The organism is Streptomyces sp. CAU 1734, assembly GCF_039888735.1.
Taxonomy (GTDB): Bacteria; Actinomycetota; Actinomycetes; order Streptomycetales; family Streptomycetaceae; genus Streptomyces.
Map to the genome: position 1 here is coordinate 350,573 of NZ_JBDQQP010000001.1, position 18,123 is coordinate 368,695.

Sequence of the window (18,123 nt, forward strand, 5' to 3'; positions counted from 1 at the left end):
TATGCCGGAGAAGGTCACGAGGGAGAAGGTCCTCGTCTATGTCGTGCGGGACGGGCGCCTGCTGGTGTTCCGTCACACCGGCTACTCCTACGAGGAGGTCGGCATCCAGGTCCCCGCGGGCAGCATCCGTCCCGGTGAGACTCCGGAGGCCGCCGCTCTGCGCGAGGCAGGCGAGGAGACCGGCCTGTCGGGCTTCAGGATCGTCCGCAAGCTCGGCGAGACCGCGTACGACATCAGCCCGTACCGGTTCGAGATCCAGCACCGGCACGTTTTCCAGCTGGAGCTCACCGGGTCGGCCCCGGAGCGGTGGCCGAGCCGGGAGGACCACGACGGCGAGCGGGAACCGACTCACTTCGAGTGCTTCTGGATCCCGCTGGAGGCCGCGCACATTCTCCAGGCAGGCCAGGGTGCCCTGCTGGGGCTGGTCCGGCAGGGCACGGCGCGCGGGGACAGGGGGACGGCTCGATGACCGCTTTCCCGGACGGGCCGCGCGGTGTCGCCGTCCGGGCGGACGAGCCATCGGCTGCCCGGACATCAGTTGAACCGCGCCGGCGAAGCGCTCCGGCGTCATTACATGGTGATCGGGCCCACCGGGCCGTCGTGGAAATGCGCCGCGATTTCGGAGGCGTGATCGCCAGAGGTCTCCTGGGCGGAGAGTTCACGCCCGCCCCGATCGGGCAGGCCCCGATCACGGTGTTCGAGGTCCCCTTCGGGGCCGGCCCCGCGCAGGGCGCGACCGGACCGAGCTGTCACAGCGAACTCGGATCACCTCTCGTCCCCGGACTGCCGGAGGAGTTCGCCGAGGCGGTGCTCGCCGGGCTGCTGGATGGCTCCGCCGGTGCGCTGCCCGCAGGGGTTCTGAGGGTCGACCGGGCCGGCTTCGATGTGGCGGGCTCGTCCGAGAACACGTTCAGGGAGACCGGAGGGCTGCTGCGGAGTGTCATCGGCGCGCTCTGCGCGGGGCGTGACCCGGAGCGGGCCGCGCGGGAGGCCATGCGGAGCTGGTGATCGGCGCGCGGGCGGCACCGTCGTGCCGGGCCGGCCCCCGCGTCCCCCCGGTCTCACAGGCGCTTCGCGCTCCGCAGCGTCTTCGCGTAGTAGCCGTTGCCGTCCAGCCGGGAGACTCCGCCGACGTCGCCGATCGTGGGGCCGTTGATCTCCTCCCGGCTGGAGACGAAGATCAGGTGGCCTTCGGTGTCATGGCCGAGGACGATGCCCACATGGTCCAGCCGTTCCCCGGTCCGCTTGTCCAGCTTGAAGAACACCAGGTCACCGGGTTGGAGCTGGTCGATGGCGGAGGGGCGGTCCTGGGCCTGGACGCCGGTCAGCGGGAGGATGTCCGCGCCGCGCCCGGAACGCGCCATGCCGTTGGCCGTACGCGGGAGGCCGTCGCCCGACTTGTCCGACGACATCAGCGGGTAGCGCGCGCGGTAGCCGAGGACCATGCGTATATAGCCGGAGCAGTCCAGGGAGCGGGCGCGCATGGCTTCCGGTTTGCCGACGCCGCCGTCCCGGAAGGGGTAGGGGATTCCCAGGTAGTCGTAGAAGTCGGACTGCTCCAGCCGCAGATCGCCGGTGTTCTTCCCGGTGGTGTTCAGCGGGCCGAAGTTGGCGTCGCCCGCGAGAGCGAGGCCCTTCTCGTCCTTGCGGAGCGGCGCGCCCGCCACGTACTGGAAGGCGAAGGCGAAGACGTCGTCCTCCTTGCTGCCGGCGTACTTCTCGTACCACTCCCTGAACCACTTCTCCTTCTCCGCCCCCTCCGACCAGGGCTTCGGCATGATGCGGACCCAGTCCGTCGTGGAGACCTTGGAGGCCGTGGAGGCCGGTTCCTCGAAGGTGCGGGCCGGGCCGGACAGTTTGGCCGTCTGCGCGCCGTCCGTGAGCACCGCCTTGACCTGGCCGTCCGGGCCCCGGAGCACGCTGCGCGCCGGGTTCTCCATCCGGGTCCACTTTCCGCCGGTCCTGGCCTCGGCCGGGCCGGACACACCCCGGTTGCCCTTCAGGACGCCGACGTTCCGGATCTCCGTGACCCCGTGGTCCTCCTGTTTGCGCAGTTCCAGGGTCAGATACGCGGACACTCCGACGAGCCCGAGGACCACGGCACCCGACAGGATCCGGCGGGACTTCTTCTTCGCTGCCATCGCTGTTCCTCGATTCTCAGACGGTGGGCATGATGCCGAGCAGCAGGCCGGCGGCGACGACGATGTAGGCCATCAGCGAGACCGAGGCCGTGGCCAGCAGCGTGGGCCCCTTGGGCTGGCGCACGAGCTGGTAGGCGATCAGGCCGGGGACGATGAACCCGAGGGTCTGGTTTCCGTACAGCAGCGGGAACTCCATGGAGAGGACGATCATCACCGTGGCCTGGAGCAGCACGCCCAGCAGGACCACGGCGGCGAACAGCCGCTTGCCGTAGAGGATCATCAGCCGCTGCATGAGCCTGGTGCCCGCGTAGGTCAGGGCGGTGACGCCGACGACCATGGCCGCCCGCTGGAGGTCCTCGATCAGGGTCAGGGCGACCCAGCCCGGCGTGATCATCCCGCCGGGGGAGAGATTGGTGGTGAGGTAGCACAGCAGGGAGAAGAGCAGACCTATGGCGATGCCCAGGGCGGCCATCTCGGGGGTCAGTGTGGCAGTGGTCAACTGGGGCTCCGGGCGGGTGGTACGAGCGGTGAGCGAAACGTTCGTCCGGCGGCGGCGCGGGCCGCCCGGCCGTCAGGGATGGGAGTACGGGGGTGGTTGATCACCCTCATGAGCCGGCTGGTGGGGCGGCTCATACCTCGGCTCGTGGCCCGGCTCATGGCCCTCGTAACCCGGTTCGTGACCCGGCTCGTAGTGCGGCTCATGGCTCGGCTGGTACGCGGTGTACGCGGTGTACGCGGTGGGGTCGTACGCCGGGTCGTACGCGGGCTGCTGATCCGGGGCCGGGTTCGGGTCCTGGTACCAGCCGGCGTGTTCCCCGTTCGCGGGCCACACCTGTTCGCCGCCGCGGGTGCCGTACCCGTACCCCTGGTCGTGGGCGGGCTCGTAGCGCACGCTTCCGAAGGGCTCCGGATCGTTCTCCGCCAGCGGCACCATCGGCACCAGCGGTGGCTCCGGTGCCCGGACCACCGGGATCTCCTGGGTCCAGTACGTCTGGTAGCGCTCCTCGTACGCCTGGGGGTACGAGGCATACGGGTCCAGCCGGGCCGGCGGAGCGGGAGCGGCCGGTTCCGTGGTCGCGGCGGGGTCGGGGGCGGAGTCGTCCGCCGGGAGTTCGGCGAGGTACTCCAGCAGCTCCTCGCCCTGGCCGTGGATGTTGCCGATGGCCACGAGCGAGGAGCCCTCGGGCATGCGTCCCAGCAGGGTCGGCATGAAGTCCTCGGCCGGGCGGCGGTCGCCGCCCAGGTCCACCGCACGGTCCCGCCAGTCGGCGGGAATCGCGTCGATGGCGCTCTTCGAGGGGTGTCCGATGACGAAGACGTTGTCCGGCCGCAGATCGGGGATGATCTCGCCCATCTGGCCGTTCCGCTCGACCCGGTCGGGCCGGCAGTTGATCACCACATTCAGCGGGCGGCCGATGGCGCCGAGGTCGAGCAGCTGGTTCACGTTCATCAGCGTCGACTCGGGGTCGTTCGCGGCGAAGACATTGGCGAAGGCCAGCCGCTTGCCCTCGGGTGTCACATAGCGTTCCACGGAGAGAACACCCGGGTCCGGCGGGGCGTCGTACATGCCCTGGAGGGCCACCTCGCGTTCCACGCCGAGGAGTTCCGCCACGGTGAGGGCGATGGCGACGTTCTCCTTGAAGGTGAACCAGCTGAAGCCACGGAGTTCCGCGTCGGTGACCGTCTCGGGGTCGGCGTAGATCAGCCGGCAGTTACGGGCGTCCGCCTCCTCCTGGAGGATGTCGAAACGATCCTGCTCGGCGGTGACACAGATGCCGTTCTCCGGCATCGAGCGGCAGAGCGACCGGGCCACGTCGTCCAGGGTGGGGCCCATCTCGGCGAGGTGGTCCTCGCGGACATTGCACAGGACCCCGATGGTGGAGCGGATCAGCTTGCTCTGGTTCACCTCCTGGAGGGCGGGCATCACGGCCATGCACTCGATGACCAGGGCATGGGGGCGGTAGGCGGCGGCCCGGCGCACGATGCTGATCTGTTCCACCACATTGGCGATGCCGAATTTGCGGTAGACGGGTTCCTCGGTCGCGTCGGGGTGGATGAAGCGCGCGGCCGTCCCGGTCGTCTTGGCGACGGTGACGAGATCACCGCCGCGCAGGGCTCCCGCGCACAGCCGGGTGATGGAGGACTTCCCGCGGATGCCGTTGACGAGCACCCGGGAGGGGATGCTGTGCAGGGCCGCGTAGTGCCTGCGCTGTTCGACCACGCCCGCGGCCAGCAGGAACACCGCTCCGGTCAGCAGGACGAAATAGAGATAGAGCACGGCCTGTCACCTTCCGCCGGCGCCGGGACGGGGCTCCGCGGTCCGGCGCGACTGGTCGAGTCTGCGGGCCTGCGCCTGCTGACGCAGTAGTTCGAGGCTGCGGACGACAGCACCCACCTCGTCCTGGTAGCGGGGGTAGAGCACGGTCTTGAGGTCGCCCTCCGCCAGCTTCTCGGCGCCGGCCGCGAGGGCTCGCAGCGGGCGTACGACCACCAGATGGATCCAGCCGAGACAGAGGATGATCGCGGCCAGTCCGAGCATCCCGGCGAGTACGCTGCGGTCCTCGCGCTGGTACGGGGTGATCTGGAAGCGCTCGGCCTTCTGCCAGCTCACCACGGTCCAGCCGATGTCGGCCGTGACGCCTCCGCCGGTGAAAGGGGCCGCGGCGGCGACGGTGACGCCGCCCCCGTCGCGCAGGAGCAGACCGTTCTCCACCGGGCCGGCGCCGATCCGGACGCCGGCCGCTCTGACCAGGTCGGACTGCGATTCACCGGGCAGCTTCTCGAACGCCAGATAGCCGCTGCCGGCGGAGATGGTCCGGCCCTCGGTGTCCACCACCCGGACCTCGCCGAGGCCGGGGCGGTCCAGGAGTGAGTTCAGGAACTCCACCCGGATCTCGCCGACCAGGGTGGCCCCCTTGCGCGCCGGTACGGGGGCGCCGGCCTGGATCACCGGCTTCCCGTCGGCCTTGCCGGCCACCCGGACCGGTCGCAGGGCCTTGTCCGGGCTCCAGGGGCGGGCGGAGCCGCCCGCCCGCGCGGCGACGGCGCCGTCGGGGCCGACGACGTACAGGGACTGGTAGCGCGGGTGCTTGCGCAGCGTCTCGGTGAGCAGCCGGACGGTCGCGGCGGGGGTGTCCTCGCCGATCAGCCGGGCGGTGGAGACGATGTCCGCATGGGCCTCGTTGAGCGCTCTGCGGAGCCGGTCGGCGAGCAGATCGGTGCGGTCCCGCTGGTCGTTGACCATGGTGGTGGGCACACTGACCGAGCCGTCCGTACGGTTGAGGAGCAGGCCGACGGGCAGGCACCACAGCAGGAGCAGGGCGGCGGTCAGCACGAGCGACGCGCGGCCCCCGAGCCGGCGCTTTCTGCGGCGGGGGCCGGCGGCGCCGGAGCCCTGGCCGCCGGCGTCGGGCCCGTGGCCTCCGGACTGGCCGCCGAGCTGCCGGCGCAGGCGCTCCAGCGCGCCGGCGATCCGCGCGGCCTCCCCGCCCCGGGGCACCGAGACCGGCCGGGTCAGATCGCCGCGGGCGAGACGGCGGGACTCCAGGAACAGCCGCAGCAGGGGCCGCTGCACGGTCGCCCAGAGCACGGTCACCGCCAGCAGGCCGAGCAGGACGAGGATGCCGGAGACCGCCAGTCCGTACAGCTCGCGGCCCTGCTCCCCGTGCTGCTGCCGGACCACCGGCAGCAGGGCCACGACCGTCAGTCCGAGCCCGGCGGCCACGCTCTTGCGCTCCTCGGGGTTCGGGGAGGCGAGCGAGGCGTACCCGGCGAGGGCGGTGCGTCCGTTGTAGTCGTCGCCGACGAGGGTGCCGCTGACGCCCGGGTAGCCTCCCGAGCCCGGCTCACCGGCGCGGACGGGATGCTGTTCGGTGTACTCGGCGGCCCGGTCGGAGAGCCGGCTCATCTGCTTCTGGAGGAAGGCGAGTTCCTTGCGCTCCTGGTCGGAGTTGAGCCCCTCGGCGCGCTCGAAGCCGGCCGTGGCAAGGACCTCGCCCGCCTCGGACACGACCGCCATGGTGCGGAACGGGCCGAGGTTGATGGCGGGCACGGAGAGACCGCTGGACGCGACCAGCAGCTGCTGCGGGCGGTCGCTCCAGTCCAGGACCGCCATGGTCATCAGGCGTACGTCACCGGTCTCCAGCCGCACCATGCGGGGGGTCAGGGCCAGGTCACCGGTGAGGACGCTCTTGTCCAGCCAGGCGAGGGGGATCGTCTCGCCCCGGGCGGCGAGCACGTCGCCGCTCTCCAGGTCGACGACGGTGGTGCCGGTCCACTTCTGGTAGGCCCGCCCCAGGTCCGCCAGGATGCGTTCGGGCTTCACCGGGGAGCCCGAACTCAGCGCCCTGGCGGTCCGGTCCAGGTCGGTGACCCGCTCGTCGATCGCGGCGCGCATGGCGATGGCGCCGTCCTCGGCGAAGTACTGCTGCGAGGTCAGCACCGCCTGCGGCGCGACCATGTCCTTCCCGGGGCCGAGCACCTTCGCGGTCAGGCCGGCGAGAGCGAGGACCAGCGCACACAGCAGCGCGATCGGCGGACGGATGCCGCCGAGCAGCGGCATGTCCGCGCGTCTGCGGCTGCGCCGGCGGCCCCTGCGCGGGGAGTGCGCGGCATTGCTCGATGTCACAGGTGCCCCTTCCTGGTTGGTACAGACGTCGCCGCGAGAAGATCGCTGCGGACGCAGCCCTCGGACACCCCTGGGAGGGCCGGAATCCCCCGTTGTTCCGCGCCCGCTGTTCATCGCGCGCGTCCGGCTCGGCGAGCCGGAGCCCCATTGCTCCGTTTGCTCTGCTGCTCTGCTGCTCTGCTGCTCTGCTGCCGAGTTGTTCGGTTCCTCGGTTACCGAGGTCCTCAGATCCTCAGGTCCTCAGGTCCTCAGTTCCTCATGGACAGTTCGGCGAGGCCGTCACCGCCCGGAGCTCCCCGGTTGTAGAGGAATCCATGAGTCCGGTTAATCGCCAGGCGGTAGCGGGCGAGCCGGCCCTCGGACAGGTCGCCCGGATTGTCGAGCACCTGCCTGACATCGACGAGCCGGTGGTCCTCGACCGCACCGGCGGGGATCTTCTCCCCCACCTCGACCTCGGGCGGGATGTCCACCAGCGTGGTGCGGTGGCGGGCGGCCACCTCCCAGCCGGATTCCGTCTCATGGAATTCGAACCAGCCGATCACCCCCTCCTCGGTGAGCCCGGTGGGGGACGAGTGGCGGGCCACCTGGTTGCCGAGGCTGTAGGCGATCCAGGTGCCGTTCAGCTTCTGGATCGGCTGGACCACATGCGCGTGGTGGCCGATCACCAGATCGACGCCGGTCTCCTTGGTGAGCCTTTCCGCGAGGGCCAGTTGGGGAACGCTCGGCTCGTTGTAGTGCTCCAGGCCCCAGTGGACGGAGAGGATCACCACCTCGGCGCCCTGTTTCCGGCCCTGCGCCTCGGCCCGCTTGATCCGCTCGGTGCTCATCCGGTTGAACGCCCAGCGCTCCTTGCCGGGCGTCGGATTGAGGAAGGACTCCCACGAGTAGGAGAGATGGGCCACCTTGACGCCCTTGACGGTGCGGATGTTGACCTTCCGCGACTCCTCGGGGGTGCGGGCCGATCCGGTGTGACCGAGTCCGATCCGGTCCATGGTGTCCAGGGTGCGCCGGATGGCCTTCAGCCCGTGGTCGTAGGTGTGGTTGGAGGCGGTCGAGCAGGTGTCGTAGCCCACGTCCTTGAGAGCCGTCAGAATCTGTGGCGGCACCAGGAATTCCGGGTATCCCTCAAAGGGCCCACCGGGCTTGCCGACCGGCGTCTCCATATGGCAAATGGCCAGGTCGGCCTTGCTGATGACGGGCTTCACACCGGCCAGCAGCGGGCCGAAGTCCAGCCCGGCCTCGCCCTTGCCCGACTCCTGCGCATCCAGGGCCGCTTGTTCCACCAGCTCGGGATGGATGAGAACATCACCCGCGGCGGCCACGGTGAAGGTGCGCCCTCCCGGCTTGCGCGGCGACTCCGAGGAGGTGGACGCACAGCCGGTGGCGAGTACAGCGAAGGCCGCGAAGACGGCCAACGCGCGACCCATGTGAGGATAATCACGGAATGCCACCGGCTGATTTTCGCATGACCCCAGAGATCCAATATCCCCATGGCGTCACAAGATCGTCACTTTTCCTTCATCTCCTCATTACCTTGGGCCTGTTGGCGGCGCTGGCGGGCTGCTCGCCGGGCGGCCGCGACGACTCGGATTCCCACCGCCCTCCCGCCCGTGAGCTGGTGGATGTCGGCAACCGGATCACCGAGTACGCGAAGCGGGCCGGAAGCCGAGACCAGTACAAGCCCCCTGGAAAGGCACAGCGGGAACGCCTCTCCCGAGGCGTTGGGCACCTGCTCGACGGCGATTTCGAGACAGCCGAAAAGCTCCTGGATTCGGTGGGTTTGAGGATCACCGGACTCACGGACACAGCGTCCGGCAGGCGGTACGACGAAGTCGCGGCCCGCGAGCCCGGAAGGAGCGCGGGCTGGGGCCGGCTGTACCTCAACGCCGACACCGCACTCCGCTGGAGCGTGCAGGTTCCTCATCCGGTGGCCGACCGCGACACCGAGACGCTCGGGGCGCGGCTTCTGGAGAGCGCGCCCGGCGGGGCGCTGGTCATCGCCGGCGCGCACCGCGAGGCGGGCCGGGGGGACTCTGCGGATGTCGCGCACCGCACGGACAGTGCCTTTCACGCGATCGTCGGCGAGCTCCAGGAACGCGGCGTTCCCGGGGCGCAGTTGCACGGTTTCGCGAGGAAGTCGACTCGCCCGCACGACGCCGTCCTGTCCACCGGCGCGGCGCTGACGGCTCCCGAGGAGGCGACGGTGCTCGCCGACTTCATGGAGAACCGCGGGCTCCGGGTCTGCCGGGGGTGGTCGGACCAGTGCCCCCTGGAGGGGATCACCAACGCGCAGGGGAGATCGGCGAAGCGCCACGGGGCGACCTTCGTCCATGTCGAACTCGCCCCGCGGGCACGGGGTGACGGCGAGGACGCGGCGGTGGCGCTGAGGGCTCTGTCCCGGCTGCTGGCGGGCTGGGCCGGGGCGGGCCGGTAACCCGGTAACCCGGCGATGCGGCACCGGCAGGCCGGCGGCCCGGGGAGACCCGCGCCCGCAGGCCGGTGGCGCGGGAGACCCCGCACGGACCGGGGGCCCGTACGGGATCGTTCCCGTACGGGCCCCCGGACGCCGGATTGACTACGGCACGAGCCTGAGGAGCTTGTTCGGGGAGCCGGCTCCGATGCCCGTGAGGACGTTGTTCGTCGCGCCGCTCACGAGCGCCGCCCCCACGGTCGCCGGGGAGGAGCCGGGGTGGTTGGTCAGATAGATCGCGGCGGCGCCGGACACATGCGGCGCCGCGAAGGAGGTGCCGCTGCCCGTGTAGGTTGCGGTGTCGGAGTTGCTCCAGCCGGCCGTGATGTCGGAGCCCGGCGCGAAGATGTCGACCACGGGCCCGTAGTTCGAGTAGGTGGCCCTGGCGTCAGTTCTGGTCGTCGCGCCGATCGTGAGTGCTTCGCCCACCCTGGCCGGCGAGAAACCGGACGCGGGCGCGTTGGAATTGCCCGCCGCGATGGAGTACGTGACTCCGGACGCGATCGAGCGGCGCACGGCGGTGTCCAGCGCGGTGCTGGGCCCGCCGCCGAGCGATACGTTGGCGACGGAGTTGGTCACCCGGTTGGCGGTGATCCAGTCGACACCGGCGATCACACCGGCGGTGGTGCCGGAGCCGTTGTTCCCGAGGACGCGCACCGCGACGATCCTCGCCTTCTTGGCCACACCCCAGGTGGTTCCGGCGGCGGTCGTGGCCACGTGGGTGCCGTGCCCGTAACCGTCCTGGGCGATGGGGTCGTTGTCGACGAAGTCGTAGCCGTTGAAGGCCCGCCCGGCGATGTCCTGATGGCTGATGCGCACCCCGGTGTCGAGGACGAAGACGGTGGAGCCGATGCCCGCCGAGTCCGGGTAGGTGTACGTGCCGTTCAGCGGCAGATTCGCCTGGTCGATGCGGTCGAGTCCCCAGGGGGCGTTGTACTGGGTGGCGGTCGAGTGCACCTTCTGGTCCTGCTCGACCGAGGCGACCGCCGGGTCGGCGGCGAGCCGCTTGGCCTCGGCGCTGCTGAGCGAGGCGGCGTAGCCGTTCAGGGCGGCGGTGTAGGTGCGCTTGATCTGGCCGCCGTAGCCGGCTATCAGCTGCTTGCCGCGGGCGGTCGACGCCTTGAAGCCGGCGGTCGGCTTCAGCGTGACGATATAGCTGCCGGCCACCGGCTCGGCCGCCGAGGCATGCAGAATCCGGCCCTGGGGCTGGGCCGCCTGAGCGGGTAAGACCGCGCCCGCTCCGGCTGCCAGCGCCACTGTCGCCACGGTGGCGATCGCCGCGGTGAGCCGCCGCCTGGTGTTGCGCACTGCTGCCATCGAGAGGTCCTCCTCGAACGGGGGCGCGCCGGGGGTGCCACGCGCCGGGTGGGTGAGTGCGGCGTACGGGGTTCGTATGCCGCACCCGACGATGGCGCGGGGCTTTCGGGCGGAGCAAGGAATCCGGCAGTGTTGTCATGGCCTCGACACAGTGTTGCGCGGGCGTCAACTCGGCTTCACATCACGCAATACGGGCGTCGCCCGGCGTGCATGATTCGTGCCGGGCGCGACCCGACGGCGCACGGAGCGCCGGTACGCCTGTGCGAAAGAATGCGGGCATGGCTGAGCACGGGGAATTCAGGGACGGTCTCGCAGGGCGCCTGGCACGCTTCGACCGGGACGCGGCCGGGCGGGAAGCGGACCGGGCGGAGGAGGAGCGGCAGCGGGTACTGAAGGAGTTCCCCCTGGAGTCCTGGGCGGATCTTCCGTTGGAGCGCTATGCGCTGGGGCCGGCTGCCCACGGCGATGAGCGGCGTTCCTTCTGCCGTCTGCTGGAGTACGGCACCAACACCTTCGGCAGCATCCGCGGGGGCAGCGCGGCGAAGCACATCGTCTTTCAGCACCGGACGGGCGAGTGGCGCATCGTTCCCAGCTCCCTGCGCGGGCTCGGCGTGCGCGAGGCGTGGGAAGAGGTGCGGAACGAATTCACAACCGCCTTTGCCGCTGCGGCGGAAGGGGCATACGCCCGCATCGACGAGCTGGAGTCGCTCTCGTACGGGCAGGCACTGACCACCAAGGCGCTGGCGATCTACTTTCCCGGCGATTTCCTGCCGGTCTTCTCCGCAACGCATGTCGGTCACTTCACCACGCTGCTGGGCGGCCGACCGCACCAGCTGTACTCCTCCGGTTCACGTACCTGGCGGGCGAATCGGGAACTGCTCGCTCTCGTGCGAAGGACACCGGAGTTCGCGGGCTGGCGCCCGCATGAAGTCATGGCGTTCCTGTACGCCTTCCACGACCCGCGGCCGAGGGACCGGGTCGTCTGGAAGATCTCGCCGGGGGCCGGGGCGGGGCTCTGGGACGACTGCCTGGCGAACCGTCGCATCCGGATCGGCTGGGACGAGGTCGGCAGTCTCGGCCAGTACGAGAGCGACCGGGAGCTCAAGGATGCCCTCGACCAGCACTGGCCGCACAGCACCGGCGGGAATCTGCGGCTCGCCCGGCAGATGCTCGCCTTCCGCGACCTGGAGGCCGGCGATCTGATCGTCGCCAACCGGGGAAAGTCCGAGGTGCTGGCGGTGGGCACCGTTGCCGAGGGCTACTCCTACGACGCGGACGCCGAGACACACCGGCATGCCGTGGGGGTGGACTGGGACGTCTCGTACGCTCAGCTCTTCGACTCACCGCGGCACGCCTGGCAGCAGACCCTGGCCAGGGTTCCCGCGACACTGTGGCGGGAGATTCGGCGTGGACGCCGGGAGACGCTCGCCGAGGCCGATCAGGCGGTGACCGAGCGGCCGGCCGAGACCGATGCCGAGCTCCCCGACTCCGTGCGCAAGGTGCGGGAGCTGCTCGGCCACAAGGGGCAGGTCGTGCTGCAGGGGCCGCCGGGTACCGGCAAGACGCGGCTGGCGCTCAGTGTCGCGCTCGCCATGGCCGGACGCGAGGATCTGATCGAGGCGCCGTCCGAGGAGCGCGCGGCTGCGCTCGCCGAGCTTTCCGGTGTCCCCGCAGGCGCTGCGGCAGCTCGCCTCACCATGGTGACCTTCCATCCGTCCTATGGGTACGAGGACTTCGTCGAGGGATTCAAGCCGGATACCGCGGCCACCGGGGCGGGGCTCCATCTGACGATGACGGACGGGCTCTTCCGCCGGGTCTGCAAAGCAGCCGCAACAGCGCCCGACGACACCTTCCTGATAGTCGTGGACGAGATCAATCGAGGTGACCTGCCCAGGATTCTGGGCGAACTGATCACCCTGCTGGAGCTCGACAAGCGCGGGTCCGTCTCCGTCACCCTGCCCACCAGCGGCCGGCCTCAGACGGTGCCGCCGAACGTGCGCATCATCGGAACAATGAACTCCGCCGACCGCAGTGTGGGCCATATCGATGCCGCGATCCGGCGCAGATTCGCCTTCTTCGACGTACCGCCGGATCCGGATGCTCTGGACGGTGAGGTCGGAGGGCTCGGGCTGGCCTCCTTCCTGGAGGGTCTGAACGCCAAGCTCGACGCCTCCTTCGGGCCGGACCATCTGCTCGGCCAGGCGTATCTGCTCGCCGGGGACCGGCCGATCGCCACCGTGGAGCAGCTCTCCAACGCCTTCCACCACGAGATCGTGCCGCTGGTGGCCGACTACTGCCTGGGCCGGCCGGAACTGTTGCGGAGTGTGCTGGGCGGTCTGGTGGACGCCCGCACCGGCCGGGTCGTGCAGACCAATCCGCAGGATCTGCCCGGCATGCTGGCCGACGAGTTCGTGACCGTCGAAGCGGTGGGCGACGGCGAGGGCGCGGTGGGAGAGGACGGCTGGAGTGGGGAGTGACGGAGCAACCCCCGACGCCGGCCGGAACGAATGGGTCATCGAGGAGCACAGGTCCGTCACGATCCCGTACTCCAAGCTGTCGGGGGACGACATCGACCGACTCCTGACGACCAAGGTGGTGTCGGTCGCGGAGAGCCGCAAGGGTTACCTGCTCAAGGCGCGGGCGACCACCGGTGTGCTTCAGCTCGACCGCATACGGCTGGTCCTGCGGCCCAAGTTCCCGATCGAGGGAAAACGTCTGATCGACTGGCTCTGTTACGCCAATGGCCGGCCCGAGCCCGATGAGACGCTGCGGAACTGGCCGGTGGGCCGCGATGGATACGCGGGGCTGGTACCGGCCGCCCTGCTGCACGAGTGTCGGCTGCTGCTCCGGCACGGCCTGCGCAGGGACTATGTGCGCCGGCAACGGGTCGACACGGCCCTGCGGGGGCGGCTCGACGTGGAGGCGCAGGCGACCCGGTGCTACGGCGCGGTCGACCGGCTCCATCTCCGTACCTTCGAGTACGAGGACGGCGGCTGGGAGAATCTGGTGTGCGGCGCCGCCCTGGCCGTCGCCGCCCGACGATCCGGCGACCCGCAGCAGATCCGGTCGCTGCTCGACGCCGCGGCGCGGTTCCCCTCGCCCCGCCGGCCGCTGGACGCGCTGCCGCTCCTCGCGCGGGCGCAGTACACCCGGCTCAACAGTCACTACCGGGGCGCACACGCCTGGGCCCGGATGGTGCTCGGCGGCGGCGGGGTGACCGACCTGCTGGACCCGCACGGCTTCGGGACAAAGAGCCTGCTGCTCAATCTGAATGTCCTGTGGGAGAACGTCGTCCGGCGAATGGCCGTCGACGCGGCGGTCGATCTGGGCGGCAGGGCTGCACGAACCGACGAGGGCGCCATTGTGACGAACCGGGATCCAGAGGTCCGGCCCTCTCCGTTCCGCTCGTTCCGTCCCGATGTGCTGCTGGCCTTTCCCCGGCAGATCGGGGAGACCACCACGACACGCTTTCTCACCATCGACGCCAAGTACAAGAGGTACGTGGAGAAGAACGTCTCGTCCGAGGACCGCCACCAACTCCTCACCTACATCGCCGCCCACACCGACCCGACCGACCCTCTCGCCCTGGTGGTCCATCCCGCGCCGAACGGCCCCACCAGGCACGTCCTGGACATCGCGGGGCCGCGGGGTCGGCTGGGTCTCATCGAGGTGTTGGGGCTCGACACCCGCGCCGCGCCGAGGGACGCGGCCGACCCGCTGCTGAGGGCGATCGCGAGGTTCGCCGGTTCCGCGGTCCCGTCGTAGTCACCGATCGGCGGTCACGGACTGCCGTCGCCCGAGGAGGGGAAGTGGGCCGTGTCCCTGCCGCACAGGGCCCTGTGGTAGCGGAGATGTGCTGTGCTGATCAGGTGGTCGGGGTGGGTGCGGAGTTCGCTCACAGGGCTGTCGTCCACGGTGGAGCGAACGGTGTCCGCCATATCGATGTAGATCGCCAACGTGTCGAACTGCACATGGTGGTTCGGGCACAGCACCAGCAGATTGGCCGCCTCGTCGGGGCCGTTGTGCGGACGGCCCAGTCCACGGACATGGGCGGCCTCACTGTAGGTGCCGGTTCGGGTGGGCAGCCGTAGACCGCAGACCTGACAGCTGTTCTCGTGCATCCTCTTCACCCGGGCGACCAGGGCGGTGTCGCGGATGGTGCGCGAGAGGTGTGCCACCCGCCGTGCGACGGGGCCCGCTCCGCTCCCCTGATCCTCGTCGTCGTCCGCACCGCTCGCGCTCTCGTAACCGGTCAGCCCCAACCGCTCCATCAGGGACGGTTGATCCACCCCGGAGAGATGGTTCTCCCGCAGGACGGCAACCGTCTGGGAACGCACGTACGGGTCCTTCAGCAGTCGCTCGACCTCTTCGGTGACTCCCCCTTCGGCGTGGAGGAACCGGTCATGTGCTGCCGCAGGCAGCAGGAAATCCTGTTCGGGTGGGATGACGTGGGCATCCGGGAGCCGGCTCCCGTGATGGTGGCGGACGGGATACTCAAGAGAGACGGAGGAGCCGGACGGGACGAATTCCGTCCACAGCTCGTCCATCTCGTCGCGGAACCGGGGCCATGGTGCACGAGGCGACTCTCCCGCCACGACTCTGCCGATACCCCACAGCAGCGCCAGCGGCAGGTGCTCGTCCCGTCGACCGTGTCCCGACTGAGCCCTGAGGTTTCGCAGCCTCTCCATGAACCTGGGCGCGGTGAGCTTCCGCGACGGCGCAACCCGTGCGGGAGAGCCGGCCCCGGTGTCGTCCGGACGACGGGGGGCGGGGAACAGGGCACCGGGCTCGCCCGGGGTGGGAGGGGTGGGCGGTCGTCGCCGCTCGGGCAGGGCGGTCTGTCCCAGCTCCACCCACCGGCGCCAGGAGAGAGGGGCCGCGTCGAGTGTCTCCGCGGTCGACAGCTCCGGATTGCCGCGTGCCTCGATCCACGCCCAGTCGATCCGATTGTCCTCCGCGCTCAGGTCCAGGACGGAGAGTTCATAGCGATAGTTGGGAAAGGACTCGCCCTCTGCCTTCTGCTCGATCTGCTCGGCGTCCCTGATGACCGCCACGCCGCAGAACTGGACATACCCCTTCGGCGTCCTGTTGCGCGAGACGGCCGCGAACACCAACAGGGGCACGGCACCTGCCCGCTGCTCCTCGGTGCGGGCCCGATGCTCTCCCATTGACTCCAGCAGGACCGCATTGCCCTGGGTCTCTCCCACCGGCACGGTGTGATCGACCCGGTGGTCCCCGAAGTAGGTCACGCGGCCGTTGTCCAGGTCGAACACATCGTGCCAGGGCGTCTCGGCCGACCCGGCCTTCCAAGGACTGGAACGGATCAGGATCGACGGACGGCGCGGCCCGTCGAACGCCTTGACCCTGGCGATCGGGTTGATGCCCTTGCTGAGCTGGATCTGGGCGAGAAGCCCGGAAGCCGTGACGTGATGGATGTTCGGGTGCCCGTCGAGCATCGGTGTGGCCGGGTCTCTGTTCCGGGCCGAGCGATACACGGCACCCACACGCAACCAACCGCCCATTGAGCCTCCTCCGAAGTCCCGCTCGACCTTCCCGATACTGCCAGGCCGGTGAAGCCGCCGGTTCGGACCGTCAACCGCGGCCCGGCGGTCCGGCACCGCCCCCGTGGAATCCGGTGGTGCCCGCGTGGCAACCAGGGGAACCTCCGGAGCGGCGCGCCCGCCGGGGGCGGTGGCCGGGTCATGGTGGCCGGAGGTGACGGGACCGGGCGAGGGCGGGGCGGGCGGAAGGAGGAGCGGTGGAACCATGGGCCGTCATCGCGGCGGGGACGGTGGTCGGCGGGTACGCGGCGGTGTCGCGGCGGCTGGCCTCCACGGTGGTCTCCGGGCCCATGGTGTTCGTCGCCTGCGGGCTGCTCATCGGGCCCCCGGGGCTCGATCTCCTCGATCGCGCTCATGACACCGAGATCACCCGGGCGCTGCTGGAGAGCGCGCTGGCCCTGGTGCTGTTCACCGGGGCCGCGTCCGTCCGGCGGCGGGATCTGCGGCGGGAGCGTTCGCTGCCGGTGCGGCTGCTCGCGGTCGGGCTGCCGCTGACCATGGTTCTGGGGTGGCTCGCGGCCTGGGCCGTACTGCCCGGTCTGGGCGGGTGGGAGCTCGCGCTGGTCGGGATCGTCCTCGCTCCCACCGACGCGGCCCTCGGCCAGCAGGCCGTGTCCGACCGGCGGGTGCCCGCCCTGGTGCGGCACGGGCTCAATGTCGAGTCCGGACTCAATGACGGGATCGTGCTGCCGTTCTTCGTACTGGCCCTCGCGGCGGCCGGGGGCGGGGAGCACGGCCGGCAGGGTCCGCTCGCCGCGCTTCTGCTCGCCCTCGTGGCCAGCAGCGCCGTCGGGCTCGCGGCCGGATGGCTGGGCGCCCGGGTGCTGCGCTGGTCGGCGGAGCGGGACCGGAGCACCCCGGGCTGGCGGCAGCTCCTGGTCCCGGTGGTGCCCGCGACGGCGTACGCGCTCTGTGTCGTCGTCGACGGAAGCGGCTTCATCGGGGCCTGGGTGGCGGGCCTGGCCTTCGGATCCGTACTGCGCGGCACGACACCGGCCGACCGCCCGGCCGCCGGGGACGAGGGCATCCGCCACAGCGTCGAATTCACCGACCGGCTGGGAGAACTGCTGGCCTCGCTGAGCTTCCTGCTCTTCGGCGCCGTGATCCTGGGGCCCGTACTGGAGCATCTCGACTGGCGCATGGCGCTGTACGCCGTGCTCAGCCTCACGGTCGTCCGGATGATTCCCGTCGCCGTCTCCCTGATCGGCACCGGGCTGCGCCCGCCCACCGTGGCCTATGTCGGCTGGTTCGGCCCGCGCGGGCTGGCGTCCGTGGTGTTCGGGCTGATCGCCTTCGAGGAGCAGCTGCCCGGGACGGCGCTCTTCAGCGGGGTCATCGCGCTGACCGTGGCGCTCAGTGTCTGCGCGCACGGGGCGTCGGCCGTGTTCCTGGGGGGCCGGTACGGCTCCTGGTACGCCGATGCCGTGCGCGGCCGGCCGGGGCTGCGGGAGAAGGGGCCGGTGCCGTAGCGGCCGGGCCCGCCCCGGGAAACACTCCGCCCGGGGCGGGCCAATATCTGTGACCGCCGGATGAGAATTCAGCACGAGGCCGGGTGAGGGTACCTCACACAACAATGGGAAGGAAATTATTCATCCGGCGGGCCGGATCCCGCCGTGCTACTGTCGATCTCAGTTGCAGTTGTGGTTCCCAAAACTTCGGGTGCGCTCATCTCTTCTTTATGCGGCGGTGAGAGCACTTCTGTGTTCCCGGTCATTTCCGGTTGGGGCAATCATCGCGGCGACGCGGAGCCCGCACGGTGTGGGACTTCGGCGAACTGCCCCAAAGGAGATTCAATATGGCTGCCGGTACCGTCAAGTGGTTCAACGCGGAAAAGGGCTTCGGCTTCATCGAGCAGGACGGCGGCGGCCCCGACGTCTTCGCCCACTACTCGAACATCGCCGCCCAGGGCTTCCGCGAGCTCCAGGAGGGCCAGAAGGTCACCTTCGACATCGCGCAGGGCCAGAAGGGCCCGACGGCGGAGAACATCGTTCCCGCCTGACGTCGGCG

Annotated in this window: 14 protein-coding genes; 7 read left to right on the forward strand and 7 right to left on the reverse strand. The window is 70.3% G+C overall.

Features of this window, described 5'->3' with window-relative positions:
* Position 1: 1 nt before the first annotated feature.
* On the forward strand, positions 2–469 hold the full coding sequence (locus AAFN69_RS01380; RefSeq protein WP_347726347.1) for an NUDIX domain-containing protein: 468 nt from the start codon (positions 2–4) through the stop codon (positions 467–469).
* Between the two features lie 158 nt (positions 470–627).
* Positions 628–1,008, forward strand: a complete 381-nt coding sequence (locus tag AAFN69_RS01385) for a hypothetical protein (protein ID WP_347726348.1) — start codon at positions 628–630, stop codon at positions 1,006–1,008.
* A 53-nt stretch (positions 1,009–1,061) separates the two neighbouring features.
* On the opposite strand, the gene AAFN69_RS01390 is transcribed toward AAFN69_RS01385, so the two are convergent.
* The 5 genes from AAFN69_RS01390 to AAFN69_RS01410 form a co-directional block, all read right to left on the reverse strand.
* The gene (locus AAFN69_RS01390) at positions 1,062–2,141 is read right to left on the reverse strand and encodes an NlpC/P60 family protein (protein ID WP_347726349.1); all 1,080 of its coding nucleotides are present in this window, start codon (positions 2,139–2,141) and stop codon (positions 1,062–1,064) included.
* A gap of 16 nt (positions 2,142–2,157) precedes the next feature.
* Positions 2,158–2,640 (reverse strand): poly-gamma-glutamate biosynthesis protein PgsC/CapC, encoded by a 483-nt coding sequence (locus AAFN69_RS01395; protein ID WP_347726350.1) that lies wholly within the window; start codon positions 2,638–2,640, stop codon positions 2,158–2,160.
* 72 nt (positions 2,641–2,712) lie between these two features.
* Positions 2,713–4,419 (reverse strand): poly-gamma-glutamate synthase PgsB, encoded by a 1,707-nt coding sequence (gene pgsB / locus AAFN69_RS01400; RefSeq protein ID WP_347726351.1) that lies wholly within the window; start codon positions 4,417–4,419, stop codon positions 2,713–2,715.
* A gap of 6 nt (positions 4,420–4,425) precedes the next feature.
* Complete coding sequence (locus tag AAFN69_RS01405) at positions 4,426–6,702, reverse strand: HAMP domain-containing protein (protein WP_347726759.1); 2,277 nt, start codon at positions 6,700–6,702, stop codon at positions 4,426–4,428.
* A gap of 314 nt (positions 6,703–7,016) precedes the next feature.
* Positions 7,017–8,195, reverse strand: coding sequence for a CapA family protein (locus AAFN69_RS01410; RefSeq protein ID WP_347726352.1), 1,179 nt, complete (start codon positions 8,193–8,195; stop codon positions 7,017–7,019).
* Positions 8,196–8,386: 191 nt separating this feature from the next.
* Between AAFN69_RS01410 and AAFN69_RS01415 the strand changes: the two genes are divergently transcribed.
* Positions 8,387–9,202, forward strand: coding sequence for a hypothetical protein (locus tag AAFN69_RS01415; RefSeq protein WP_347726760.1), 816 nt, complete (start codon positions 8,387–8,389; stop codon positions 9,200–9,202).
* A gap of 141 nt (positions 9,203–9,343) precedes the next feature.
* Here the strand turns inward: AAFN69_RS01415 and AAFN69_RS01420 are convergent, their stop codons facing one another.
* Positions 9,344–10,555, reverse strand: a complete 1,212-nt coding sequence (locus AAFN69_RS01420) for a S8 family peptidase (RefSeq protein ID WP_347726353.1) — start codon at positions 10,553–10,555, stop codon at positions 9,344–9,346.
* Between the two features lie 278 nt (positions 10,556–10,833).
* Here AAFN69_RS01420 and AAFN69_RS01425 point away from each other — a divergent pair, with 278 nt between their 5' ends.
* On the forward strand, positions 10,834–13,032 hold the full coding sequence (locus AAFN69_RS01425) for an AAA family ATPase (protein ID WP_347726354.1): 2,199 nt from the start codon (positions 10,834–10,836) through the stop codon (positions 13,030–13,032).
* Positions 13,022–14,320, forward strand: coding sequence for a PE-PGRS family protein (locus tag AAFN69_RS01430; protein ID WP_347726355.1), 1,299 nt, complete (start codon positions 13,022–13,024; stop codon positions 14,318–14,320). The genes AAFN69_RS01425 and AAFN69_RS01430 overlap by 11 nt, the downstream gene beginning before the upstream one ends.
* 14 nt (positions 14,321–14,334) lie before the next feature.
* Here AAFN69_RS01430 and AAFN69_RS01435 read toward each other — a convergent pair whose 3' ends face one another.
* Positions 14,335–16,011, reverse strand: coding sequence for an HNH endonuclease (locus tag AAFN69_RS01435; protein WP_347726356.1), 1,677 nt, complete (start codon positions 16,009–16,011; stop codon positions 14,335–14,337).
* Positions 16,012–16,313: 302 nt separating this feature from the next.
* Here AAFN69_RS01435 and AAFN69_RS01440 point away from each other — a divergent pair, with 302 nt between their 5' ends.
* Together AAFN69_RS01440 and AAFN69_RS01445 are read left to right on the forward strand one after the other, a co-directional pair.
* Positions 16,314–17,585, forward strand: coding sequence for a cation:proton antiporter (locus AAFN69_RS01440; protein WP_347726357.1), 1,272 nt, complete (start codon positions 16,314–16,316; stop codon positions 17,583–17,585).
* Positions 17,586–17,911: 326 nt separating this feature from the next.
* Positions 17,912–18,115: a cold-shock protein gene (locus tag AAFN69_RS01445; RefSeq protein ID WP_020133169.1), complete on the forward strand. Its 204-nt coding sequence runs from the start codon at positions 17,912–17,914 to the stop codon at positions 18,113–18,115.
* Positions 18,116–18,123 lie beyond the last annotated feature (8 nt).

Coding starts and splice junctions, on each gene's coding strand:
- AAFN69_RS01390 (WP_347726349.1), bottom strand. CDS start 2,141: ATGGCAGCGAAGAAGAAGTCCCGCCGGATCCTGTCGGGTGCCGTGGTC.
- AAFN69_RS01445 (WP_020133169.1), top strand. CDS start 17,912: ATGGCTGCCGGTACCGTCAAGTGGTTCAACGCGGAAAAGGGCTTCGGC.
- AAFN69_RS01380 (WP_347726347.1), top strand. CDS start 2: ATGCCGGAGAAGGTCACGAGGGAGAAGGTCCTCGTCTATGTCGTGCGG.
- AAFN69_RS01405 (WP_347726759.1), bottom strand. CDS start 6,702: ATGCCGCTGCTCGGCGGCATCCGTCCGCCGATCGCGCTGCTGTGTGCG.
- AAFN69_RS01435 (WP_347726356.1), bottom strand. CDS start 16,011: ATGCTCGACGGGCACCCGAACATCCATCACGTCACGGCTTCCGGGCTT.
- AAFN69_RS01410 (WP_347726352.1), bottom strand. CDS start 8,195: ATGGGTCGCGCGTTGGCCGTCTTCGCGGCCTTCGCTGTACTCGCCACC.
- AAFN69_RS01420 (WP_347726353.1), bottom strand. CDS start 10,555: ATGGCAGCAGTGCGCAACACCAGGCGGCGGCTCACCGCGGCGATCGCC.
- AAFN69_RS01425 (WP_347726354.1), top strand. CDS start 10,834: ATGGCTGAGCACGGGGAATTCAGGGACGGTCTCGCAGGGCGCCTGGCA.